The organism is Streptomyces malaysiensis subsp. malaysiensis, assembly GCF_040653035.1.
Lineage (GTDB): Bacteria > Actinomycetota > Actinomycetes > Streptomycetales > Streptomycetaceae > Streptomyces > Streptomyces malaysiensis.
The window spans coordinates 1-23,406 of the sequence record NZ_JBEZNG010000041.1; the positions used below are offsets into that span (position 1 = coordinate 1).

Below are 23,406 nucleotides of genomic sequence, written 5' to 3' on the forward strand. Positions count from 1 at the left end.
GGGAATGGCAAGGGGCAGATCTTCGTCAAGGGCGAGGTCATCAAGACCGTGCCGGAGTCGAAGATCGTGGAGACCCTGATCGACGAGGCCATGAAGATCGCCGAGCAGATGGAGAAGGACGGCATCACCTCCGGCGAGCCCGAGGTCTCGGTCAGCGGCGGCTGATCCTCACGGACCCGGTCCGCCTCCGGGTGGTCTTCCGGCGAGCGCCCCGGAGGCGAACCAAGCCTCCGGGGAAGCCCCTCTTGGCCTGCGCGGTAGAGTCTGGAGAATCGACGTCCCCGGCCCGCAGGCCCGCACCACGTGAGGCAGACCGACACGTGCTGACCACGTCCACCACCAGGGTCCTCGAGCCCCATGAGCTCGACTCGGCCCTCGCGGTGCTCGACCGCGACCCCGTCTCGAACGCCTTCGTGGCCGCCCGTGTTCAGGTCGCCGGCCTGGACCCGTGGCGGCTCGGCGGTGAGATGTGGGGCTGGTACTCCGGCGGACGGCTGGAGTCGCTCTGCTACGCCGGGGCCAATCTGGTGCCCATCTGCGCGACCCCCGAGGCGGTGCGCGGCTTCGCCGAGCGCGCCCGCCGAGCGGGCCGCCGCTGCTCCTCGATCGTCGGCCCGGCGGAGACCACCGCCGGGCTGTGGTCCCTGCTCGAGCCCAGCTGGGGCCCGGCTCGTGAGGTCCGCGCCCGTCAGCCGCTGATGGTCACCAGCTCGATGCCCGCCGACGTCCCGCCCGACCCGCTGGTGCGCCGCGTCTGTAAGGACGAGATGGACGTGATCATGCCGGCGTGCGTGGCGATGTTCACCGAGGAGGTCGGCGTCTCGCCGCTCGCGGGCGACGGCGGGCTGCTGTACCAGGCGCGGGTCGCCGAGCTCGTCACCGCCGGGCGCTCGTTCGCCCGGGTCGAGAACGGCCGGGTGGTGTTCAAGGCCGAGATCGGCGCGGCCACCCCGCACGCGTGTCAGATCCAGGGCGTATGGGTCGCCCCCGAGTACCGTGGCCGCGGCCTCTCCGAGACCGGGATGGCGGCCGTGCTGCGCTATGCGCTGGGCGAGGTCGCCCCGGTGGTGAGCCTGTACGTCAACGACTACAACACCGCAGCCCGCGCCGCGTACCGGCGGGTCGGCTTCCGGGAAGTCGGCGCGTTCATGAGTGTGCTGTTCTGATCGACGGGCCAGTAGGGTGCCGCCCATGCTGCATCTCCCCGGGGGGCGGACCCCGGAACCCGAAGACGTGGTCGTCGGGTCGCTCGACCTCGCCGCTCGCGTGGACGAAGCGCTCGCCGTCCAGGCCGTCGCCTTCGGGCTGACGGACGAGGAGGTGGGTGTACGCCGCCATATCGTGCTGCGCCACCTCAAGAGCCCCGGCGCCCGCGCGCTCGGCGCGACCACGCCCTCCGGCCGGCTCGTCGGCTTCGTCTACGGCATGCCCAACAACCGCACCCACTGGTGGTCCACGGTGGTCCAGCCGTATCTGCGCGCGGCCGGGCACGATGACTGGCTGGACGACTCGTTCGTCATCACCGAGCTGCATGTGCACCCCGGCTACCAGAACCGCGGCATCGGCCGGCGGCTGATCACGACCATCACGGACGGTGTCGGCCAGCCGCGCTCGATCCTGTCCGCCATCGACGTCGAGAGCCCGGCCCGTGCCCTCTACCGCTCGCTGGGCTACCGCGACCTCGCCCGTCCGGTGCTCTTCCCGAGCGCCCCGAGCCCGTACGCCGTGATGGGAGCGCCCCTGCCGCTGCGCCGCCGCTAAGCGCTCCGCTGGAAGTGCCGCGATGTGTCGTTGGTCGTCCGCGGCGCCGTCGTGGCTGGTCGCGCCCGCGCGGCGGAGCCGCAGATCGACACGGCCCCGCGCCCCTTCGGGGCGCTGCCGAACCGTAGCGGACTTCGCCCGACCCGCTCAGGCCCTGTCCGGCGGATCTTCACGGCCCCGCGGCGTCGGCCGCTGATGTCACAGGCGCGAAGATCCACCGGACAGGGCCTGGCGCCGTCGCGGAGCCTTGCGCATTTCCGGGAAACCAGCCCGTGCGGCTAACCTCCTGAACATCCCATCGCACGCAGGAGAGACCCCATGGCCCACGCCGTCAACGTCCAGCGCATGTCCACGATGATGCTGAAGACGCTGCGCGAAGACCCGGCGGACGCCGAGACCGCCAGCCATAAGCTGCTCGTCCGCGCCGGCTATGTCCGCCGCGCCGCCGCGGGCATCTGGACCTGGCTGCCGATCGGCAAGAAGGTCCTGGAGAACGTCTCGCGGATCGTCCGCGAGGAGATGGACGCCATCGGCGCCCAGGAGGTCCTCCTGCCCGCGCTGCTGCCGCGTGAGCCGTACGAGGTGAGCGGCCGCTGGGACGAGTACGGCGATCTGCTCTTCCGGATCAAGGACCGTAAGGGCGCCGACTACCTCCTCGGCCCGACCCACGAGGAGATCTTCACCCTCACGGTGAAGGACCAGTGCACGTCCTACAAGGACCTGCCGGTCATGCTCTACCAGATCCAGACCAAGTACCGGGACGAGGCCCGCCCCCGCTCGGGCGTGCTGCGCGGCCGCGAGTTCCTGATGAAGGACTCGTACTCCTTCGACACCACCGACGAGGGCCTCGCCGAGTCCTACCGGCTGCACCGCGAGGCGTACCAGCGGATCTTCCAGCGGCTGGGCCTGGACTACCGCATCGTCTCCGCGGTCTCCGGCGCGATGGGCGGCTCGGCCTCCGAGGAGTTCCTGGCCCCGGCGGCGGCCGGTGAGGACACCTTCGTCGACTGCCCGAACTGTGACTACGCCGCGAACACCGAGGCGGTCACGGTGGCCGTCCCGCCGGTCGAGGGCGCCGAGCACGGACCCATCGAGGAGCTGGACACCCCCGACACCCCCACCATCGAGACCCTCGCCGCGCACCTCGGCGTCCCGGCCTCCGCCACCCTGAAGAACCTCCTGGTCAAGATCGACGGCGAGATCACCGCGGTGGGCGTCCCCGGCGACCGCGAGGTGGACCTCGGCAAGCTGGGCGAGCACCTCGCCCCCGCCGTCGTCGAGCTCGTCACGGCCGAGGACTTCGAGGGCCGCCCCGAGCTGGTGCGCGGCTATGTCGGCCCGCAGGGTCTGGCGGGCAAGTCCTTCCGCTATATCGCCGACCCGCGCGTCGCCCCCGGCACCGCCTGGGTGACCGGTGCCAACAAGCCCGACACCCACGCGCGCAACGTGGTCTGCGGCCGGGACTTCGAGGTCGACGAGTACCTCGACGTCGTCGTGGTCGAGCCGGGCGACCCCTGCCCCCGCTGCGGTACGGGCATCGAGCTGGACCGGGCGATCGAGATCGGCCACATCTTCCAGCTCGGCCGCAAGTACGCCGACGCCTTCCAGCTCGATGTGCTCGGCCAGAACGGCAAGCCGGCGCGGGTCACGATGGGCTCGTACGGCGTCGGCGTCTCGCGCGCCGTCGCCGCCCTCGCCGAGCAGACCCATGACGAGTCCGGCCTCTGCTGGCCCCGCGAGGTCGCCCCGGCGGACGTCCACATCGTCGCGGCGGGCAAGGCCCTCCAGACCGAGATGGCCCTCGACATCGCCGAGAAGCTGGGCACGGCGGGCATCCGCGTCATGGTCGACGACCGTGCCGGGGTCTCCCCGGGCGTGAAGTTCACCGACGCGGAGCTGATCGGGGTGCCGACGATTCTGGTTGTGGGGCGTGGGGCGAAGGATGGCGTCGTGGAGCTGAAGGATCGGCGGACGGGGGAGCGGGAGGACGTCGCGATCGACGAGGCCATCGCTCGCCTGACGGCCACCGCCTGACGGCCACCTCCGTCATCTGCCGATCCGGCGCCTGCCGATCCCTGAACCCCCGGCTCCCGCGTTCCTGCGAGCCGGGGGTTCGTGGTTGGTTGGGGGTTTCTGGTGCGGGCGCGGGTGCTGGGGCTCCGGGTTGTGGCTGTGGTTGTGGTTGTGGCTGTGGCGCTGGGGGCTGGGGGCTGGGGGCTGGGGCGCTCGGCGGTGTGGGTGGGTGCGGGTTTCGCCTCGCGCCTTCGGCGCATTTGAGCAGCGGGGCAGGGGGTGCCGGGCCGGGCTCACATCGCCGGCCGCCGGGCTGGTGGGGCGTGGCGCCGGTGGCGGCTTCTGTGCTCGGTGGCCGGGGCCCCTCCGGAGTGCGGGTGGCGGGGGTTCGGTACCCCCTTCTCAAAAACGCTTGATCTGGCGCAACTAATACATCAAGCGATTTCCAGAAGACACCCCCATACCCGGCTGTCCGACGTCCGGAGTGGGTCCTCCGGCCACAGAGCCGCCACCGGCGCTCGTCCCATTGGCCTGCGGCTGGCGCGCAGACCACTGTCCTGCTGTCCGGCATGGGCCTAGGCCCCCGGTCACGCCGGTTCCGGCGCTTGCCCTCACCGGGCCTGGCGGTCGGCGGCATAGGCCAGGCCGTATCCCTGTTGGGCGGCGTGGGCTCTGGCTCTGAGGCGCGGGAGCAGCCACCGGCGCTCATCCCCACTGGCCCAGGCGACGCAGGCTACTGCCCTGTTGTCCGGCATGGGCCTCGGCCCCCGGTCAGAGAAGCCGCCACCGGCGTCACGCCCCACCAGCCCGTCACTCGGCAACGTGCCGTGCCTCGGCACCCCCTGCCCCGCTGCTCAAATGCGCCGAAGGCGCGAGACGAAACCCGCACCCACCCACGCTGCCAAGCACCACAGCACCCCACCAGCAGCAGCCCCCACCAGCCCGTCACTCGGCAATGTGCCGTGCCCCGGCACCTCCTGCCCCGCTGCTCAATTGCGCCGAAGGCGCGAGACGAAACCCGCACCCACCCACGCCGCCAAGCACCACAGCACCCCACCAGCAGCAACCCACCGCAACCCACCACACCCCCGCGAGCCGCCCCATCACAGCCAGCCCGCGAACTCCAGCAACAGCTCCGCCCGTCGGCGGTCCCCCGCGGCAGCGTGCCGCAGACCCGCTTCCACGGCGCGATAGAGAGACCAGCCCCGCAACCGGTCGCGGTCGACATCCAGGGAGTCCGCCAGCTTGGCGACCCGGCGGCGGGCGGCCGCAGCGGGGCCGGGGCCCGCGGCCAAGTCCTCGTAGCGGTCGAGCACCAGCCGCGCCAAGTCGTACGCGCGCTCGCCCACAATCGGTGCCGGACCCACCGCGAGCCATGGCGCCCGCTCCCCGGCCAGCACCTTCCCCTGCCGGAAGTCGCCGTGCAGCAGGACCTCCTCGGGCGGCTCGGCGGGCAGCGCCTCTCGTAGCTCCAGTGCCTCCTCGGTCAGCGGACGGGCCTCCGCCGTCCAGCCTCCGGCGCCGAGCATCCGCAAGACCTCGCGATCCTCCTCCGTACGGCCGTTGATCGATGCGAACGGATGCCCCTCGGGCGGTGCCACCCACAGCCGCCGCACCGTGCCCGCCGCCTCCAGCAGCGCCTTCGCCTCGGGCAGCGAGCGCAGCGACACCGTGCCGTGCAGCCGCTCGATCAGCAGCGCACCGGTGTCCGGGTCGGCACGCAGCAGTTGGGCCGCGCCCCAGCCGTCCCAGTGCGCGAGGGCCGCTCGCTCGCACTCGGCGTCCGGACCGGGGACCGGGAACTTCAGCGCCGCCGGGGTGCCGTCCGCCTGCCGTACGAGCGCGACGAGCCCGCGACGGCCCCCGGGCGTCGACACCCGCTCCAGGGTCAGCTCCCACGCCACAAGCTGCCGCTCGACCGTCTCGGGCAGGGCGTCCAGCCAGGTGCGTACGGCGCCCGGCGGATCGTCGCTCAGCGCGTCCAGAAGCCGCTTCGGCACGGGGACGCGGGCCATATCGCGGCCGCCGGGCCGTGGTGCCGATGCCATTCCTGAGCTGTCCCCTCCACCATCAGTGACTTCACGGACCTCACGCGTCCGACCGACCACACGCGCCTGACCGACCACACGCGCCTGACGGACCTCACAGGCCCGGCGGACCACATGGGCCCCGCAGACCTCATGCGCCTGGCTGACCGCATGGGTCCCGCAGACCCCATGGGCCCGGCAGACCCCATGGGCCCGGCAGACCCCATGGGCCCGGCAGACCCCATGGGCCCGGCAGACCGCATCGCCCGCACAGCACTCGTCGGACCCACCGGCCCCGCCGAACTCAACCGACGGCCCACGCGCCCGTTCACACCCCGTCCGCCTCACCGCTCGGCGACGCCGACGGCGTGGCCGGTGTGGCGCGTTCGGTGAGTCCAGGGAAGGCTACGCCGCCGCCCCGCCAGCGCACCGCCCGGACCGCGGCCTCCCGCAGCGCGCCCGCGGCCTGGCGGCGTAGGGAACCGGTCGAGGCCCGTACGAGGTCGGCGTAGACGGCGGCGACCCGGTTCTCCAGCTCGGCCGCGAGCCGTACCGCCGCGGGCGCGTCCGGCACCGCGAAGGGCAGGGTGTAGGCGGGCGCCGCGCTCTCGGGGCTGCCGCCGAGGTCGCGCACGGTACGGGCGAGGTCGTCCCGGCGGGCGCGGTGCGCGGCGTAGCCCTCGCGCGCCTCCGCGAGCCGGTCGTCGCCGATCCGCCCGCCGACGACGCCGTACCCGTACACCGCGGCGTGCTCGGCGGCCAGCGCCGCCTGCGCGGCCCTGAGTGCCGCGGCGCGTTCGCCGACGGCCGTACGGCCTGCTCGAACGGCCATGTCAGTACCCCTTCCCGGTCGTCCCGAGCGCCATCACGAGTCCGTGTCGCGCTGCGTGAGGAGATACACGTGGGCGGCGCCGCAGGCCGCGACGGAGGCCAGCAGCCGGGCCAGCTCGGGCGGCGCGGTGGCGAGCGCGGCGGTGCGGGTGTCGGCGATCTGGCGCTCGGCCTGGGCGAGTGCGGAGAGCGCCCGCTTCTCGTCCTTGGAGACCTCCGGCACCCGCCGCCCGCCCGCCGAGGGCGAGCGCGACGCGGTAGCGGAAGGAGAGGCGGACCGCCCCTTGGCGGTGAAGACCGCGGCGTGCCGGGCGGTCTCCTCCCGCAGCGGCGCAAGCCGCTTCTGAAGGGCGGGGTGCGTGTCCACGGTCGCGTCGTAGCGTGCGAGGAGTGCGGTGGAGTCCCGCGCGCCCCGCGCCCGCAGCAGCGCGACAGCCTCCTCGCCGCCCGCGTCGCGCCGGGGTTCGGAGTCGTCGGAGCAGCCGCTCAGCAGCGCGACGACGCCCAGCACTCCGCCGCCCAGCAGCAGACTCCGCCGCCGGGTCACCGGGGCGGCGCACCCTGAAGCCGCGGCAGACGCGGCGGACGCCGAGGACTCGACGCACGCCGAAGACTCGACGCGCGCCGAGGACGCGGCGGACGACGGCGAGACCGCGGACAGCGCATCGGACGTGTCGGACACATCCGACACGGACATGGGACGAGGTGGGGGAGTCGTGATCGACACGTTCCTCTTTCCGGGCTGCGGCCGCTCCCGGCCGCCGGTAGTGATCACAGCAGGCGAGCGTACCCGCGCGGAGGCCGTCTGCCCGGCAGCGCCCACCGAATCGTCAGCCCGCCGCCGGAACAGATAGGCTTTGACCTGACACGCGACCTTCCCACAACAGCACACGCGGCCGAGGAGTCACCCGGATGAGCACCACCCAGAGCGAGAGGCTGCGCGGACTGCTGGAACCGCTCGTCAGCGCGCGGGACCTGGATCTGGAAGAGGTCGAGGTGACTCCGGCCGGGCGGCGGCGTGTGCTGAGAGTGGTCGTGGATTCCGACGACGGTGTCCAGCTGGACACGTGCGCGGAGCTGAGCCGGGACATCTCCAAGACCCTCGACGACACGGACGCCATGGGTCAGACGGCGTACGTCCTCGAGGTCACCTCTCCCGGCGCCGAGCGCCCCCTGACCGAGCCGCGCCACTACCGCCGCGCCGCCGGCCGCCTCATGAGAGCGCGGCTCGCCGATGGCGGCGAGCTGGTCGCGCGGATCGTCGAGGTGGACGACGAGGGGCTCGATCTGGAGGTCCCCGGTGTGAAGGGGCGCAAGCCCACCGCCAGGCGGCTGGCCTTCGAGGAGATCTCCAAGGCCCGGGTGGAGATCGAGTTCAGCCGCAAGCCCGCGGAGAAGGCCGCGGGCGAGGACGACGAGAGCAAGGAGGAGGCGTAGCCGTGGACATCGACATGAGTGCCCTGCGGGGTCTGGTGCGAGAGAAGGAGATCTCCTTCGACCTGCTGGTCGAGGCGATCGAATCGGCCCTCCTCATCGCCTACCACCGCACCGAGGGAAGCCGTCGCCGGGCCCGGGTGGAGCTGAACCGCGACACCGGTCATGTGACCGTATGGGCCCGTGAGGACGCCGAGGACCTGACGGAGGGGCAGGAGCCCCGCGAGTTCGACGACACCCCCTCCGGGTTCGGCCGGATCGCCGCGATGACCGCGAAGCAGGTCATCCTCCAGCGGCTGCGGGACGCCGAGGAGGAGATCACCTTCGGCGAGTACGCGGGCCGGGAGGGCGATGTCGTAGCCGGCGTCGTCCAGCAGGGCAAGGACCCCAAGAACGTGCTGGTGGACATCGGCCGTCTCGAGGCGATCCTGCCGGTGCAGGAGCAGGTCCCGGGCGAGGACTACGCACACGGCACCCGGCTGCGTACGTACGTCGTACGAGTCGTCAAGGGTGTGCGCGGACCGTCGGTGACCCTTTCGCGTACGCATCCCAATCTGGTCAAGAAGTTGTTCGCGCTCGAGGTTCCGGAGATCGCGGACGGCTCGGTGGAGATCGCGGCGATCGCCCGTGAGGCGGGCCACCGCACCAAGATCGCGGTCCGGTCCACCCGCACGGGGCTGAACGCCAAGGGCGCGTGCATCGGCCCGATGGGCGGCCGGGTCCGCAGCGTGATGGCCGAGCTGCACGGCGAGAAGATCGACATCGTCGACTGGTCGGACGACCCCGCTGAGCTGGTGGCGAACGCGCTGTCACCCGCGCGGGTGAGCAAGGTCGACGTGGTCGACCTGGCGGCCCGTTCGGCCCGGGTCACCGTGCCGGACTACCAGCTGTCCCTGGCCATCGGCAAGGAGGGGCAGAACGCGCGGCTCGCGGCGCGGCTGACCGGCTGGCGGATCGACATCCGGCCGGACACCGAGCAGTCGGGTGATCAAGGCTGAATCAGGCCGGATCCCCCGGGATCCGGTCGAAATCGGGTGACGATTCGATCACTCCCCCCAAGGGGTGCGGTCGGCGCAGGGAGGTAGACTTAAGCAGTGTCTGGCCGCACGCGAGCTGGTGCCTGCCCTGAGAGAACCTGTGTGGGATGCCGGGATCGGGCGGCCAAGAACGATCTGCTGCGCATCGTGCTGGTCGAGGGTGTTTGTCTCCCCGACCGGCGCGGTACGCTCCCCGGTCGGGGTGCTTATGTCCACCCGACACGGGTCTGCCTTGACCTGGCGGTTCGCCGCCGGGCCTTTTCCCGGGCCTTCAGGGGGCCGGGAGCGCTCGACACCACGGCGCTCCGCCGGTTTGTCGAGCGGGGTGAGCAGGCGACACCCTGAGTAGTTGGAAGAACGGCACGGGCCACCGTGCGGTCAGGTACCTCGCGAGTCGGAAGTAGGTCGAGATTGCGATGAGCACTCGATGAGTACGCGATGAGTACGCCCATGAAGTAGCGACGGTCCGGCGACAACCCGGACCTAAAAGGAGCGAAGTGGCTAAGGTCCGGGTATACGAACTCGCCAAGGAGTTCGGAGTTGAGAGCAAGGTCGTCATGGCCAAGCTCCAAGAACTCGGTGAATTTGTACGTTCGGCGTCCTCCACGATCGAGGCGCCGGTTGTGCGCAAGTTGACTGACGCTTTCCAGGGTGGCAACGGCTCCGGCCGCGCCGCTGGTAAGCCCTCGGCGCCGCGTAAGGCGACGCCCAAACCGCCGACCCCTGGTCCGGCGGCGGCGGCCCGTCCGGCCGCCCCCAAGCCCCCGACGCCCGGCCCGAAGCCGGTGACGCCCGAGGGCCAGCGCGGCACTCCGCCCGCGGCACCCACGCCGGGCCCGCGCCCCACGCCGGGCGCTCGTCCGACCCCCGGCCCCAAGCCGGGCCCCGCCGCGCCGGCGGCTCCGGCGCAGCCCGAGTTCACCGCACCGCCGACCCCCAGCCCCAAGCCCGCTGCGGCCAAGCCGAACGCGCCCGCCAAGCCGGGCGCCACGCCCGGTCCGCGCCCCGGCGGCCGTTCGGGCGCACCGGGCCAGGGTCAGGGTGGTCAGGGCCAGGGCGGTCAGGGTGGCCGTGGTGGCCCGCGTCCGGGTCAGGAGCGTCCGCGTCCGGGCGGTCCCCGTCCGGCCGGTCCCCGTCCCGGTAACAACCCCTTCACCTCCGGCGGCTCCACCGGTATGGCGCGCCCGCAGGCGCCCCGTCCCGGCGGCGCCCCGCGTCCCGGCGGCCAGCCCGGTCCCGGTCCGCGCCCGCAGGGCGGCGGCCAGGGCGGTCCCGGCCGCGGCCAGGGCGGTGCCGGCGGTTCGCGTCCCACTCCGGGCCAGATGCCCCGTCCGCAGGGCGCCCAGGGTGGCGGCCCGCGTCCGGGTCCCGGCGGCGGTCCGCGCCCGAACCCGGGCATGATGCCGCAGCGTCCGGCTGCCGGCCCGCGTCCGGGTCCCGGCGGCGGTGGCGGTCGCGGTCCCGGCGGTGGCGGTCGTCCCGGTGGGGGCGGCGGCGGTCGTCCCGGTGGCGGCGGCGGTTTCGCCGGTCGTCCCGGTGGTGGCGGTGGCGGTCGTCCCGGTGGCGGCGGCGGTTTCGCCGGCCGTCCGGGGGGTCCCGGCGGCGGTGGCGGCTTCGGCGGCGGCGGTGGCCGTCCCGGTTTCGGTGGCCGTCCCGGCGGTCCCGGTGGCCGCGGTGGCACCCAGGGCGCCTTCGGCCGTCCCGGCGGTCCGGCGCGTCGTGGCCGTAAGTCGAAGCGGCAGAGGCGCCAGGAGTACGAGGCCATGCAGGCCCCGTCCATCGGCGGTGTGATGCTGCCGCGCGGCAACGGCCAGACGGTCCGGCTGTCGCGTGGTGCCTCGCTGACCGACTTCGCGGAGAAGATCAACGCCAACCCGGCGTCCCTGGTCCAGGTGATGTTCAACCTGGGCGAAATGGTCACCGCGACGCAGTCCGTCTCCGACGAGACGCTCCAGCTTCTCGCCGACGAGATGAACTACAACGTCGAGATCGTCAGCCCGGAGGAGGAGGACCGCGAGCTTCTCGAGTCCTTCGACATCGAGTTCGGCGAGGACGAGGGCGGCGAGGAGATGCTCGCCGCGCGTCCGCCGGTGGTGACCGTCATGGGTCACGTCGACCACGGTAAGACGCGACTGCTGGACGCGATCCGCAAGACCAACGTGGTCGCGGGCGAGGCCGGTGGCATCACCCAGCACATCGGTGCCTACCAGGTCTCGACCGAGGTCAACAGCGAAGAGCGCAGGATCACCTTCATCGACACCCCGGGTCACGAGGCGTTCACCGCCATGCGTGCCCGCGGTGCCAAGTCGACCGACATCGCGATCCTCGTGGTGGCGGCCAACGACGGTGTGATGCCCCAGACGATCGAGGCGCTGAACCACGCCAAGGCGGCCGATGTGCCGATCGTGGTCGCGGTCAACAAGATCGACGTCGAGGGCGCGGACCCGACCAAGGTGCGCGGTCAGCTGACCGAGTACGGCCTGGTGGCCGAGGAGTACGGCGGCGACACCATGTTCGTCGACATCTCCGCCAAGCAGGGTCTGCACATCGACAGCCTGCTCGAGGCCGTCGTCCTCACCGCCGACGCCTCGCTCGACCTGCGGGCCAACCCTGAGCAGGACGCACAGGGCATCGCGATCGAGGCCCACCTCGACCGCGGCCGCGGCGCCGTGGCCACCGTGCTGGTCCAGCGCGGCACCCTGCGGGTCGGCGACACGATGGTCGTCGGCGACGCGTACGGCCGCGTCCGGGCGATGCTCGACGACAACGGGAACGCGCTGGACGAGGCCGGCCCGGCGACCCCGGTCCTGGTGCTCGGTCTGACCAACGTGCCCGGCGCGGGCGACAACTTCCTCGTCGTCGACGAGGACCGCACCGCCCGCCAGATCGCCGAGAAGCGCGCCGCCCGCGAGCGGAACGCGGCGTTCGCCAAGCGCACCCGCCGGGTCTCCCTGGAGGACCTGGACAAGGTGCTCAAGGCCGGTCAGGTCCAGCAGCTCAACCTCATCATCAAGGGCGACGCGTCCGGTTCGGTGGAGGCTCTCGAGTCCTCGCTGCTCCAGCTCGACGTCGGCGAAGAGGTGGACCTGCGGGTGCTGCACCGCGGTGTGGGTGCGGTCACCGAGACCGACATCGACCTGGCGACCGGCTCCGACGCCATCGTCATCGGCTTCAACGTGCGCGCCGACGGGCGTGCCACGCAGATGGCCGAGCGCGAGGGCGTGGACGTCCGCTACTACTCGGTCATCTACCAGGTGATCGAGGAGATCGAGGCGGCCCTCAAGGGCATGCTCAAGCCGGAGTACGAAGAGGTCGAGCTCGGTACGGCGGAGATCCGCGAGATCTTCCGCTCGTCCAAGCTGGGCAACATCGCGGGTGTGCTCATCCGCTCCGGCGAGGTCCGGCGGAACACCAAGGCCCGCCTCGTCCGCGACGGCAAGGTCATCGCGGAGAACCTCAACATCGAGGGCCTGCGCCGCTTCAAGGACGATGTCACCGAGATTCGCGAGGGCTTCGAGGGCGGTATCAACCTCGGCAGCTACAACGACATCAAGGTCGACGACGTCATCGCGACGTACGAGATGCGCGAGAAGCCGCGCGGCTGACGAGCGGCTGTCCGGCCGGGGCCGATCGGCGGAGGAATTTCCGTCGATCGGCCCCGGCCCTTGCGTGTACGGTGCCAGAAGCCCGCATTCACATAGGCCCCACGGGTGGCTTGACCCGGATTGCATGTATGTAGGGACGCTGTCCTTTGACCTGCTTCTCGGCGACGTACGGTCGTTGAAGGAGAAGCGCTCCGTCGTCCGCCCGATCGTCGCCGAGCTGCACCGCAAATTCGCGGTGAGCGTGGCGGAGGTCGGGGACCAGGACCTCTACCGCAGGGCCCAGATCGCCCTCGCGATGGTCTCCGGGGACGCGGGCCACCTCGCCGAGGTGCTCGACCGCTGCGAGCGGCTGGTGGCGGCGCGGCCGGAGGTGGAGCTGCTGTCGGTGCGACGGCGGCTCCACGGTGGCGATGATGAATGAGGGCCGGACCGGCGGTCGCAGACCGTCCCCCCGGCCATCGATGACTGACGCGAAGAAGAGAGAAGAAGACGCATGAGCGACACCGCGCGGGCACGCAAGCTGGCGGACCGCATCCGGGTCGTGGTCGCGGAGACCCTCCAGCGGCGGATCAAGGACCCGCGGCTGGGCTATGTGACCATCACCGACACCCGGATCACCGGTGATCTGCGGGAGGCGACCGTCTTCTACACGGTCTTCGGCGACGACGAGGAGCGGGCGGCCTCCGCCGCGGCCCTGGAGAGCGCCAAGGGCGTGCTGCGGTCGGAGGTCGGACGCCAGACGGGGGTGCGCTTCACCCCGACCCTGACATTCGTCCCGGACGCGCTCCCGGAGAACGCCCGCACCATCGACGATCTGCTCGCCAAGGCCAGGGCGGCGGACGCCCAGGTGCGCGAGGCGTCCTCGGGCGCCAGCTACGCCGGGGAGGCCGATCCGTACCGCAAGCCCGACGAGGAGGACGACGAGGAGCCCGGCACGGACGGCAAGGGTTCAGCGGACGTATGACACGCAACGGCAGGGCTGGTTCCGGGGCACCGGACGGCCTGGTGATCGTCGACAAGCCGGCGGGCTTCACCTCGCACGACGTCGTCGCCAAGATGCGCCGCTTCGCTCGCACCCGGCGGGTCGGCCACGCCGGAACGCTGGATCCGATGGCCACCGGCGTGCTCGTGATCGGTGTGGAGAAGGCGACCCGGCTGCTGGGCCATCTGGCGCTGACCGAGAAGGAGTACCGGGCCACCATCCGGCTCGGCCAGACCACGGTCACCGATGACGCGGAGGGCGAGATCACCGCCTCGGACGGCGCCACCGGGATCGACCCGGCCGCCGTCCGGGCCGGGATCGAGGAGCTGACCGGGGACATCCAGCAGGTCCCCTCGAAGGTCAGCGCCATCAAGATCGACGGCAAGCGCTCCTACGCTCGGGCGCGGGAGGGCGAGGAGTTCACGATCCCGGCGCGGCCGGTGACCGTCTCCTCCTTCGTCCTCCACGATCGCCGCGAGGGCAAGGCGGAGGACGGCACCACCGTCCTCGACCTGGACGTCACGGTGGTGTGCTCCTCCGGCACCTACATCCGCGCCCTGGCGCGTGACCTGGGCGCGGGACTCGGTGTCGGCGGCCATCTCACGGCCCTGCGCAGGACCCGGGTCGGCCCGTACGGGCTGGACGCGGCCAGGACGCTGGAGCGGCTGGAGGAGTCGCTGGAGATCATGCCCATCGCCGAGGCGGCGGCCGCCGCCTTCCCGCGCTGGGACGTGGACGCCCACCAGGCCCGGCTGCTGGGCAACGGCGTGCGGATCGACATGCCGACGGGGGAGCGGGCGGGGGAGGGGACGCCGGGGCCGGGTGAGCAGCCTGGTCCGGGTCCGGTCGCGGGGCAGGGTCAGGGTCCGGTCGCGGTCTTCGGGCCGGAGGGGCGCTTCCTGGCGCTCGTGGAGGAGTCGAAGGGCAAGGCGAAGAGCCTGGCCGTCTTCGTATGACCGTATGTATCCAACCTCACACGGTGTGGCCGAGGCGCCGCGCCGCGGTGTGTCCTGGCTGACGCTTTGCCGCGTTGCAAGCGCCCCGACCGGCCGCCTACGGTGGCTTTCCGGCCGGTCCGGGCGCTCGTGGCGGCCACCGATGCGAGGCGGACACCCGGGACATGGCAGTCTTAGACCTGCGAAGTCGACAGATGAAGGTTCGGGCGAGGAGCGGGCAAAGTGCAGCGCTGGCGTGGCTTGGAGGACATCCCCGAGGACTGGGGGCGCAGCGTCGTCACCATCGGTTCCTACGACGGGGTGCACCGAGGGCACCAGCTGATCATCGGCCGTGCCGTGGCACGGGCGCGTGAGCTGGGTGTACCGGCGGTCGTGGTCACCTTCGACCCGCATCCGAGCGAGGTCGTGCGGCCCGGCAGCCATCCGCCGCTGCTCGCCACGCATCAGCGGCGTGCGGAGCTGATGGCCGGACTGGGCGTGGACGCGGTGCTGATCCTGCCGTTCACGGTGGAGTTCTCGCGGCTCACCCCCGCCGACTTCGTGGTGAAGGTGCTGGTCGACAAGTTGCATGCCCGGGTCGTGGTGGAGGGCCCCAACTTCCGCTTCGGCCACAAGGCCGCCGGGAACGTCGAGTTCCTGCGCGAGCTCGGCGCCACCTACGACTACGAGGTCCAGGTCATCGACCTGTACGAGCGCGGTGAGGCGGGCGGCGGTGAGCCGTTCTCCTCCACGCTGGTGCGCCGGCTGGTCGCGGAGGGCGATGTCGCGGGCGCGATGGAGGTCCTCGGGCGGCCGCACCGGGTCGAAGGCGTGGTGGTGCGCGGTGCGCAGCGCGGCCGTGAGTTGGGCTTCCCGACGGCCAACCTGGAGACCCTGCCGCACACCGCGATCCCGGCCGACGGCGTCTACGCGGGCTGGCTGACGGCGCAGGGCGAGGCGATGCCCGCGGCCATCTCGGTCGGCACCAATCCGCAGTTCGACGGGACCGAGCGCACGGTCGAGGCGTATGCGATCGACCGGGTCGGACTGGATCTGTACGGACTCCATGTCGAGGTCGACTTCCTCGCCTATCTGCGCGGCCAGGAGAAGTTCGACTCGATCGAGGCGCTCCTGGAGCGCATGGCGGCCGATGTGAAGCGTGCCCGCGAGCTCGTCGAGGAGCACGGCAGCCGCTGAGCCGCTGGGGCGCCGCGGCGCTGTGCGGTACGGGTGTGCGGTACGCCGTGAGACGCGGGCGTACGCAAGCCGTGGGCTGCACACGGATACACCGTCGCTGAACGTGGATGCGCCCCGTGGGCCCGGATCACCGGCCCCACGGGGCGCTTCGCTTCCGCTCGCCGCTGCCGCGGCTCAGGGGCTACTGCCCCTGCCAGGGCTGCCCCTGCCCTCCGGGCTGGCCGGGCTGACCCGGCTGGGACTGCTGCCACGGCTGGCCGGGCTGCGGCTGCTGCCCCTGCCCGTAGGACTGCTGCCAGCCCTGCTGGCCGCCCTGCTGCGGGTATCCGGGGTACTGCGGCTGCTGGCCCTGCTGGCCCTGCTGAGGCGCGTAGGCGCCCGGGTAGGGCTGCTGGGCCTGCCCGGGCAGCGGCGGGGCCACCTGCGGCGGCTGGGCCCCGCCGTCGCCCGTCCACAGGCCCTGCTCCTGCTGGGCGCGGGTGAAGTCCTCCGCGACCATGGCCGAGAGGTTGAAGTACGCCTCACGGGTCTTGGGCCGCATCATGTCCAGGTCCACCTCGGCGCCCGCCGACAGATGCTCGTCGAACGGCACGACGATCACCCCGCGGCAGCGGGTCTCGAAGTGGGACACGATGTCCTCGACCTTGATCATCTTTCCGGTCTCCCGGACCCCGGAGATCACCGTGATGCTCCGCGAGACCAGATCCGCGTAGCCGTGCGCGGACAGCCAGTCGAGGGTGGTGCTGGCGCTGCTCGCACCGTCCACGGAGGGCGTGGAGATGATGATCAGCTGGTCGGCGAGGTCGAGGACGCCGCGCATGGCGCTGTAGAGCAGACCCGTGCCCGAGTCGGTGAGGATGATCGGGTACTGCTTGCCCAGGACGTCGATGACACGGCGGTAGTCGTCGTCGTTGAACGTCGTCGAGACCGCCGGGTCCACGTCGTTGGCCAGGATCTCCAGCCCCGACGGCGCCTGTGAGGTGAACCGCCGGATGTCCATGTAGCTGTTGAGGTACGGGATCGCGGTGACCAGGTCGCGAATGGTCGCACCGGTCTCCCGCCGCACGCGCCGGCCGAGGGTGCCCGCGTCCGGGTTGGCGTCGATCGCGATGACCTTGTCCTGGCGCTCGATGGCCAGGGTCGCGCCGAGGGCGGTGGTCGTCGTGGTCTTGCCGACACCGCCCTTGAGGCTGATCACCGCGATGCGGTAGCAGGAGAGCACCGGCGTGCGGATCAGCTCCAGCTTGCGCTGCCGCTCCGCCTCCTCCTTCTTGCCGCCGATCTTGAAGCGGGAGGGGCCGGGGGTGTTCTTCTTCGGCTTCTGCTTGCCCTTGATCAGCCGGTCGGAGGAGAGCTCGACCGCGGCGGTGTACCCGAGCGGCGCCCCGGCGCTTCCGCCCTGGCGCCGCTGGTCGGGCGTGACGGTCGGCCAGCCGCCGGTACGGGGGTCGGCCGGGGCCGCGGGGGTGGTGGGGGCTGCCGGGGCGGCTTGCGCGTCGGGGCGCGGATAGCCGTAGCCGCCCTGCGCCTGCGGGCCGGGCCCGGGAACGCCGTCGCCGGGACGCGGGAAGCCGTAGCCGCCCTGCGCGCCCGGTACGCCAGGGCCCTGCTGGCCCGGGAACTGCTGGTCCTGGGGCTGCTGCCCCGGAGGCTGCTGGCCGTGGGCGGGGCCGGTCGGCGCGTACGGCGAGGGCTGGCCGGGCTGGCCCGGCTGGCCCGGGTACATCGGCTGGGCAGGCTGTCCGGGCTGTCCGGCCTGTCCGGGGTACTCGGCCTGCTGCCCAGGCTGGGGCGGCGCGGGGGTGCGCTGGGAGTAGGACTGCTGGTGGTACTGGCCCCAGCCCTGCTGGTCCGGAGCGGGCGGCTGCGGGAAGCCGTAACCGCCCTGCGTGGGCATCGGCCCCTGGCCCGGTGCCTGCCCCTGTCCCTGATCGGCCGGGCCGGGCGCGGGCTGGGCCCCGGGGGGCGGATAGCCGTAGTGGGGCCCCTGCGGAGCCGGGGGAGCCTGCGGACCGGGCTGCTGATAACCGCCCTGCGGGCCGGGCATGTTGGCCGCCGGGGGCTGCGCCCCCTGGCCCTGGTCCGGCAGCGGGGCCGGACCGGGCTGGCCGGGGACCATACCCGGAGCGCCCTCACCGGGCCGCGGATATCCGTATCCGCCCTGCGGCCCCAGGCCCTGCTCGGGCCCCGGCGCCGCGGCGGCGGGCTGACCGGGCGGCGTCTGGGGCGGGGGAGGCGCCCAGGAGGTGTCCTGGGGCGGGAGCGGCACACCGGCGCCAGGGGTGGCGGGCCCATCCGTACGCTGCTCCGGAACCGGAGCGGGACCGGGAGCCGGTGCGGCGCCCTCGGGCGCGGCGGGCTGGAAGTCCGGCGGCAGGGGCGGCAGCCCCGACTGCGGAACCGGCGGCGGGGCCCAGGTGGCGGCGGGCTGCTCGGGGGGCGGCGCGCTCGGCGGCACGGCGTCCTCGGGGATCGCGTCCTCGGGCACCGCGTCCTCAGGCTCGGCGGTCGCCCGCCTCAACTCCTCCATCTCGCGCCGCAGCGCGGCGGTGGAGAAGCGCAGCGTGCCCTCGCTGCCCACATCGTCGGTACGGTCGTCACGGCCGTCCGTATCCGCGTGCGCGGAGCCGGCACCCGCACCGGAACCGGAAGCAAATCCAGAACCGGAACCCGAAGAAGCACCAGAACCGGAGTCAGCCGGGGCGCCCTCGGGGTCCTCACTCCGCTTCTCGGTCATCTCGCGCCTCAGCGAGGCGGTGGAGAACCGTACGGTGGAGCTGCTGACCACATCGCCGTTGTCGCTCTCGTCGGAGTCGGAGTCGGGCTCGGCGGCGGGCTGGGAGACGTCGTCCCGCGCGCCTTCGGCGGGTGCCAGCGTGAAGTCGTCATCGACGGGACCGGAAGCGGAACCCGAAGTGGAGTCCTCCGCCTCGACGTCGGAAGCCCCGACGGAAGAGTCGCGGGACTCGGGCTCGCGCTCGGACTCGGGGACGGGCTCGGGCACGGGCGTACCAGTCGAATCCGGCTCGGAGTCGGGCAAGGGCGGCATGCGGACGCCCGCGTCGGACTCCTCGGCCTCCGGTTCCGACCGAGCCTCGCCCTCCTTCTGCGCGTGGACCTCCTCCACTTCGGAGGCGTCCGACGCGACATCGTCGGAGGGCGCCGCGGTCGGCGGCGGCCAAGCACCCGAGAAGCCACTCGGCTCCGGCGCCCCCGGCACGGCCACCGGAGCGCCCGTGGGCGGCGGAGGCGGCGCCCCCGCACCGGCGCCCGCCCCGATGCCCCCGGAACCGCCGGTCGACGCGGGCCCCGTGGAGGACGGCGAGGACGACGACGAAGCGTTCTGCGTGTACCAGGCCGGTGGGGTGTAGTCGATGGTGAACTCGCCCGTGTGCTCGGTCTCCGCGTCGGACCGATCATCGCCGGGTGTGTTTCCGCCCGCGCGGATCTCGTCCCGATCGCTGCTCACAATGCCTCCTGGTGTGGTCGAACACCCTTGTAATTCTTGGCGAGGCCGATCTGTTGCCGATCGCTACTGTCGTCCGACCGTTCGGCTTTCCCCTTTTGTGACGCCGGGGGACCCCTGAGCAGGTTCTCCACCGCGCACCCCAAGACTAATCACCATGAGCGCCACGAGGGCAGGCCTGTCCCGCCACTCGAAGCGGTCCACCCCATGATGTGGACCGCTTTTGAGGGGTGTCGATCAACGACGGGCCAACCCTGAAGGGTGTGACCCGGATTAGTCCACCCGACGCGGAGATCCCAGCAGCCCCGACTCGGCATCCGTTGCCTGCACGGTTACGAACTGCCGTCCGGTACGTGTACACCAGAGAGTGACCCAGTCGGGCAGGGTGGACAGCGCCGCGACATCGGACCGCGGAAGCCCCATGACGCGGCCTATCTCCTCGGCCTCGTCCGGTGAAACGCGCTGAATGCCGACCAGTCCGGCGTGCTCGAGCAGTCGGGGCGCGACCGGGCTCAGATACGGCAGCAGGGTCAGAACCGACTGCCAGGGCAGAGCGGAGACCCGGCCCCGCGGCGGGCGCATGCCGCAGTCCCGGACGACCAGAACCGGACTGCCCACCGATGGCCCTTGCGGTGGCACACGGCCCACGTCAAAGATGGTCATGCACTGCTGTCCGCCGCCCGCGACCTGCACCAAGTTGGTCCACAGATGCGGCCGCCCCGTCTCGACGGCGACACGGGCGCCGGTGGCCGCCGCCCGGAAGGCCAGCACCTGCGCGGTCCACAGACCGCCGACCAGGACCACGTCGAACGGCTCGGGGCGGTTGAAGCCGAGGACGGCGGGCTGGTTCTGTTCGTCCACGCCGATGATGACGCCGTCGTCGCCGATAGGGAGCGCCAGCGCCTCCAATTCCTCCTGGGGCAGTGTCTGCCGTCCGCGCCGGGGCCCGATGAGCCCGAAGCCGGGGCGCGTCCTGCGCGCCGGGCCCGGGCCACCGGCCATCCCGGGGGCGGTGGCACCGTAAACCGTGGCACCGGACCCCAGACCGGCTCCGGGAGCGGAATTCGGATCGGCTCCATGACCGGAGGGAGAAGCGGTGGGGGAGAAGGCGGGTGTGGTCATCAGCGGGTGCCTCCCAGCGGGAGCGTCGCGAGTACACCGGGCAGCTGCTCGCGGTCGAGACGTACCAGCCCCACCCGCACTCCCCGCGCGGCGCGCTCCAGAGCCTTGCGGGCGGTGATCAGGTCGGTGTCGCTGCGCCCGGTGACCCGGATGTGTCCGGTGACCGAAAAGGCGTTACGGCTGCCCTCGTCATGCGTCAGGGTCAGGCTGAAGGTGGACGCGAGGGCGGGCATCGACGTCAGCAGCGCCACGAGTTGCGGCAGCGGCACCGATTCCGGGCCCATCTGCGGCCAGCGGCCCACCCAGTAGGTGGTGTGCCAACGGTCGTCGCAGCGCCAGGCGCGAGAGGTTTCCACCGTCCGGCGCGTGGGCGTGCTCGCGCGCCCCGCCTGGGTCGCCGCATGCGGGTTGACACACGCCGAGGTGGCGATGGCCGTGGTCAGTTCACCCTCCGCCAGTGGTCGCGCCGAGAATCCGGCGCCGGTCAGCCGACTCGCCAGCTGGTCCACCGCGCGCAGCAGAGACCGCTGAGCGCCCTCCAGACCGCTGCCACGTGCCCGTACGGCCTCCGGACACAGCTCGGGGTTGAGCTTGAGTGCCACCCAGGTCAGCCGGACGGCAGGTGCTCCAGCTTGCTCCTGAAGGGGGGCGTAACTGCGCGCCGCCGCGGCCTGTTCGGGCAGATGCGGTGCGGGCGCGGTCTGGGAGTGCTGCACCACCTGCACCGACTCCAGCTGTATGCCGTCCACCTCCAGCGCGTCCCGCAGCAGCGAGAGGGGAAGTGGCCGCTGGGTGCGCATCGGCCGCAGTGGAGCGTCGGTCGACTGGACCTGGAGCACCGCCGTGAGGAAAGTGCCGTCGCCGATCATTCCGATCTCGCGGCGGTCCCGGGCCACATACGCGTAGGTGCGCAGCGCCGGATCGCATTCGACGGCGGGCGCGAGCGATGGGTCGATTCCGGCCGGAACCGGCCCCTTGGCCTGCTTCTGACGGGTGCGCAAGGCGCTGATGCCGACCAGCCAGTCGATGAAGGGCTGCTGCCTGCGCCGCAACACCGCGAGCAGCACAAGCGCGAGGGCGACGACCCCGGCGGGCATCAGCAGCAGCGAGTTGACGGTCCAGGCGACGACGAGGATCGCGGCGGCGACCTCGATGAGCACGAGCTGATACAGCCGCAGGGGGCCCAGGCTCGCCGTGCGTGAGGGCTGCCGCAGTACCGCGGCGCGCGCATGGGTGGCAGAGCTCATCCCGAAGACCCCCGCTTGTCCTGATGCTGTCCTGGTCGATTGTGTGTTTACGGTATCGGAAAGGAGCGTGGAGGGTGGCTGGGGTGTCAGGCGACCCGAGGGGATGAGTAATCTCCCTACGGCGACCAAGCGTACGTACTGCACGGGCACACACGGGGAGAAGCGGGCGAGACATGGCATCGCGGCGGGACGAGCTCAATGCCTACACCTTTGCGAAGAAACGGATGGTTGCCTCCTTCGTGCAGCCCTCGCCCACCGTCATGGACGACGGTGCGCCACGTCCGCTGCGTGCGTTTCTCCCCGGGGTCATAGTCGGGGCGCTGATCCTTGCCGGATTCGGCGCATGGGGCATGATCCGGCCGAGCGCGCCGAAGGGTTGGGACGACACCGCGTCCCACATCATCGTCGGCAGCGACTCGACGACCCGCTACGTGATTCTCAAGACCGGCGGCAAGAAACAGCTGCACCCGGTCCTCAACCTCGCCTCCGCGAAACTCCTGCTGGACCAGAACAAGTCCGACATCATCCGGGTGAAGGAGTCGCAGCTCGACAACGGCGACATTCCACGCGGACCGACCATCGGCATCCCGTATGCCCCGGACCGTATGCCCTCGGCGGACGAGGCCGTCAAGCAGAAGCGCTGGGTGGTCTGCGAGCAGCCGGGCGGCGGGGAGGACAAGACCGCGCAGAAGGCGGTCTTCATCCTCGCCGACCGTGAGGCGTCGAAGGTCGAGGGCCCGCAGCGGCTGCACGGCAGCCAGGCGCTGTACGTCCGGGGGAAGTCGGGTCGCTATCTCGTCGACCCGTCCGGTGCCAAGTACCTGCTCGGCGGCCCCAAGGGCGAGGAGAGCATGTCCGCCGGCCAGTACAACCTGTTGCTGCGGACGCTCTTCTCGGAGGGCGCCAAGCCCCAGCAGGTGACCGACGACTGGCTGGACACCCTGAAGGACGGCGCGCCCGTGGTGTTCCCACGGGTGCCGGGGCAGCCGAACACCTCGGCCGGGGTCGACTCGCTGCCGGACAGGGCCAACAAGGTGGGCATGGTGCTTCAGGCCCAGACGGGCGGCGGCGTCCAGCACTATGTCGTGGTGCCGGGAAAGGTGCAGCCGGTCTCCGAATTCACCGCCGAATTGCTGCTGAGCAGCGAACAGCTGGCAGGACTCAACCAGCTCGGCAAGCCGATGCAGGTCAACCCGCAGGACTTCGTCTCCGACTCCACGGTGTTCGCCGGTGACACCGCCTGGCCCTCCGAGTCCCCGAGCCAGGTGAACTCTGCCGAGGGCGGGGGCGAGGCCAGGGACACCGTGTGCAACATCCTCACGAAGGTGGCGGACAACGGCACGCCCACCCTCGAGACCTGGGCGGGCCGGGACTACCCCGCGACCATCGTGGACGGTGCCACCAGCGCGTATGTCACGCCGGGCACCGGCGTGTTCTACCGGCAGTTCCAGGGCAGGTCGACCAGCACCGGCCAGGTCTTCCTCGTCACCGACACGGGCCTGCGCTACCAGGTGCAGGCCAACAACGACGGCAGCGCGGGCAAGTCGAAGATCGGCGCTGACGGTTCCGGCTCCGCCGGGCAGCAGGACGCTCCGTCCGGCGGGCAGACCGCGGCGAACAAAGCGCAGGTCAGGCTGGGGTACGGGGACGCGAAGCCGGTGGCGGTGCCCCTCAACTGGTCCCAGTTCCTGCCGGTCGGGCCGCGTCTGGACACCAACAGCGCACGACAGCCGCAGGGTTCGTGAGCAT

General features: G+C 71.9%; 18 protein-coding genes and 1 pseudogene. 13 read left to right on the forward strand and 6 right to left on the reverse strand.

Annotated features, from left to right (window positions below; translation table 11 throughout):
• From AB0E24_RS42040 to AB0E24_RS42055, 4 genes and pseudogenes are all read left to right on the forward strand, one after another.
• Positions 1-165, forward strand: a pseudogene (locus tag AB0E24_RS42040) (flavodoxin-dependent (E)-4-hydroxy-3-methylbut-2-enyl-diphosphate synthase); the annotation flags it as partial.
• A 155-nt stretch (positions 166-320) separates the two neighbouring features.
• A complete protein-coding gene (locus AB0E24_RS42045; protein WP_069874053.1) occupies positions 321-1,166 on the forward strand; it encodes a GNAT family N-acetyltransferase in 846 nt (281 codons plus the stop codon).
• Positions 1,167-1,191: 25 nt separating this feature from the next.
• Positions 1,192-1,761, forward strand: coding sequence for a GNAT family N-acetyltransferase (locus AB0E24_RS42050; protein ID WP_079259157.1), 570 nt, complete (start codon positions 1,192-1,194; stop codon positions 1,759-1,761).
• 318 nt (positions 1,762-2,079) lie between these two features.
• Entirely contained in the window at positions 2,080-3,795 is a 1,716-nt protein-coding gene (locus tag AB0E24_RS42055) for a proline--tRNA ligase (protein ID WP_069874050.1), read from the forward strand.
• 1,082 nt (positions 3,796-4,877) lie between these two features.
• Here the strand turns inward: AB0E24_RS42055 and AB0E24_RS42060 are convergent.
• From AB0E24_RS42060 to AB0E24_RS42070, 3 genes are all read right to left on the reverse strand, one after another.
• A complete protein-coding gene (locus tag AB0E24_RS42060; protein ID WP_359385080.1) occupies positions 4,878-5,789 on the reverse strand; it encodes an aminoglycoside phosphotransferase family protein in 912 nt (303 codons plus the stop codon).
• A 340-nt stretch (positions 5,790-6,129) separates the two neighbouring features.
• Positions 6,130-6,633 carry a ferritin-like domain-containing protein gene (locus tag AB0E24_RS42065; RefSeq protein WP_359385029.1) on the reverse strand — a complete coding sequence of 168 codons (504 nt, stop codon included), beginning with the start codon at positions 6,631-6,633 and terminating at the stop codon, positions 6,130-6,132.
• 33 nt (positions 6,634-6,666) lie between these two features.
• Positions 6,667-7,314 (reverse strand): hypothetical protein, encoded by a 648-nt coding sequence (locus AB0E24_RS42070; protein ID WP_359385031.1) that lies wholly within the window; start codon positions 7,312-7,314, stop codon positions 6,667-6,669.
• A 230-nt stretch (positions 7,315-7,544) separates the two neighbouring features.
• Here AB0E24_RS42070 and rimP point away from each other — a divergent pair, with 230 nt between their 5' ends.
• The 8 genes from rimP to AB0E24_RS42110 all read left to right on the forward strand — a co-directional run bounded on the left by rimP (position 7,545) and on the right by AB0E24_RS42110 (position 15,822).
• Entirely contained in the window at positions 7,545-8,069 is a 525-nt protein-coding gene (gene rimP, locus AB0E24_RS42075; protein ID WP_069874043.1) for a ribosome maturation factor RimP, read from the forward strand.
• Between the two features lie 2 nt (positions 8,070-8,071).
• On the forward strand, positions 8,072-9,064 hold the full coding sequence (nusA, locus tag AB0E24_RS42080) for a transcription termination factor NusA (RefSeq protein ID WP_069874041.1): 993 nt from the start codon (positions 8,072-8,074) through the stop codon (positions 9,062-9,064).
• Positions 9,065-9,160: 96 nt separating this feature from the next.
• A complete protein-coding gene (locus tag AB0E24_RS42085; RefSeq protein WP_079153777.1) occupies positions 9,161-9,448 on the forward strand; it encodes a YlxR family protein in 288 nt (95 codons plus the stop codon).
• Positions 9,449-9,600: 152 nt separating this feature from the next.
• Positions 9,601-12,708: a translation initiation factor IF-2 gene (gene infB / locus AB0E24_RS42090; RefSeq protein WP_079153776.1), complete on the forward strand. Its 3,108-nt coding sequence runs from the start codon at positions 9,601-9,603 to the stop codon at positions 12,706-12,708.
• 124 nt (positions 12,709-12,832) lie between these two features.
• A complete protein-coding gene (locus tag AB0E24_RS42095; protein WP_069874036.1) occupies positions 12,833-13,129 on the forward strand; it encodes a DUF503 domain-containing protein in 297 nt (98 codons plus the stop codon).
• A 72-nt stretch (positions 13,130-13,201) separates the two neighbouring features.
• Positions 13,202-13,672, forward strand: a complete 471-nt coding sequence (gene rbfA / locus AB0E24_RS42100) for a 30S ribosome-binding factor RbfA (RefSeq protein ID WP_102937159.1) — start codon at positions 13,202-13,204, stop codon at positions 13,670-13,672.
• The gene (gene truB, locus AB0E24_RS42105; RefSeq protein WP_359385036.1) at positions 13,669-14,646 is read left to right on the forward strand and encodes a tRNA pseudouridine(55) synthase TruB; all 978 of its coding nucleotides are present in this window, start codon (positions 13,669-13,671) and stop codon (positions 14,644-14,646) included. The genes rbfA and truB overlap by 4 nt, the downstream gene beginning before the upstream one ends.
• A gap of 222 nt (positions 14,647-14,868) precedes the next feature.
• Positions 14,869-15,822 carry a bifunctional riboflavin kinase/FAD synthetase gene (locus AB0E24_RS42110; RefSeq protein ID WP_099015113.1) on the forward strand — a complete coding sequence of 318 codons (954 nt, stop codon included), beginning with the start codon at positions 14,869-14,871 and terminating at the stop codon, positions 15,820-15,822.
• A 181-nt stretch (positions 15,823-16,003) separates the two neighbouring features.
• Here the strand turns inward: AB0E24_RS42110 and AB0E24_RS42115 are convergent, their stop codons facing one another.
• The 3 genes from AB0E24_RS42115 to eccE form a co-directional block, all read right to left on the reverse strand.
• Entirely contained in the window at positions 16,004-19,291 is a 3,288-nt protein-coding gene (locus AB0E24_RS42115; protein ID WP_359385039.1) for an SCO5717 family growth-regulating ATPase, read from the reverse strand.
• A 270-nt stretch (positions 19,292-19,561) separates the two neighbouring features.
• Complete coding sequence (locus AB0E24_RS42120; RefSeq protein ID WP_374344982.1) at positions 19,562-20,410, reverse strand: hypothetical protein; 849 nt, start codon at positions 20,408-20,410, stop codon at positions 19,562-19,564.
• Positions 20,410-21,657 (reverse strand): type VII secretion protein EccE, encoded by a 1,248-nt coding sequence (eccE, locus tag AB0E24_RS42125; RefSeq protein WP_079153774.1) that lies wholly within the window; start codon positions 21,655-21,657, stop codon positions 20,410-20,412. The genes AB0E24_RS42120 and eccE overlap by 1 nt, the downstream gene beginning before the upstream one ends.
• 173 nt (positions 21,658-21,830) lie before the next feature.
• Here eccE and eccB point away from each other — a divergent pair, with 173 nt between their 5' ends.
• Positions 21,831-23,402, forward strand: coding sequence for a type VII secretion protein EccB (eccB, locus tag AB0E24_RS42130; RefSeq protein ID WP_359385041.1), 1,572 nt, complete (start codon positions 21,831-21,833; stop codon positions 23,400-23,402).
• Positions 23,403-23,406 lie beyond the last annotated feature (4 nt).

Bases quoted from the DNA above. Each gene is read 5' to 3' on its own strand.
- AB0E24_RS42065 (WP_359385029.1), bottom strand. From the start codon at position 6,633: ATGGCCGTTCGAGCAGGCCGTACGGCCGTCGGCGAACGCGCCGCGGCA.
- eccE (WP_079153774.1), bottom strand. From the start codon at position 21,657: ATGAGCTCTGCCACCCATGCGCGCGCCGCGGTACTGCGGCAGCCCTCA.
- eccB (WP_359385041.1), top strand. From the start codon at position 21,831: ATGGCATCGCGGCGGGACGAGCTCAATGCCTACACCTTTGCGAAGAAA.
- AB0E24_RS42095 (WP_069874036.1), top strand. From the start codon at position 12,833: ATGTATGTAGGGACGCTGTCCTTTGACCTGCTTCTCGGCGACGTACGG.
- AB0E24_RS42060 (WP_359385080.1), bottom strand. From the start codon at position 5,789: ATGGCCCGCGTCCCCGTGCCGAAGCGGCTTCTGGACGCGCTGAGCGAC.
- rimP (WP_069874043.1), top strand. From the start codon at position 7,545: ATGAGCACCACCCAGAGCGAGAGGCTGCGCGGACTGCTGGAACCGCTC.
- AB0E24_RS42050 (WP_079259157.1), top strand. From the start codon at position 1,192: ATGCTGCATCTCCCCGGGGGGCGGACCCCGGAACCCGAAGACGTGGTC.
- AB0E24_RS42120 (WP_374344982.1), bottom strand. From the start codon at position 20,410: ATGACCACACCCGCCTTCTCCCCCACCGCTTCTCCCTCCGGTCATGGA.
- truB (WP_359385036.1), top strand. From the start codon at position 13,669: ATGACACGCAACGGCAGGGCTGGTTCCGGGGCACCGGACGGCCTGGTG.
- AB0E24_RS42055 (WP_069874050.1), top strand. From the start codon at position 2,080: ATGGCCCACGCCGTCAACGTCCAGCGCATGTCCACGATGATGCTGAAG.
- rbfA (WP_102937159.1), top strand. From the start codon at position 13,202: ATGAGCGACACCGCGCGGGCACGCAAGCTGGCGGACCGCATCCGGGTC.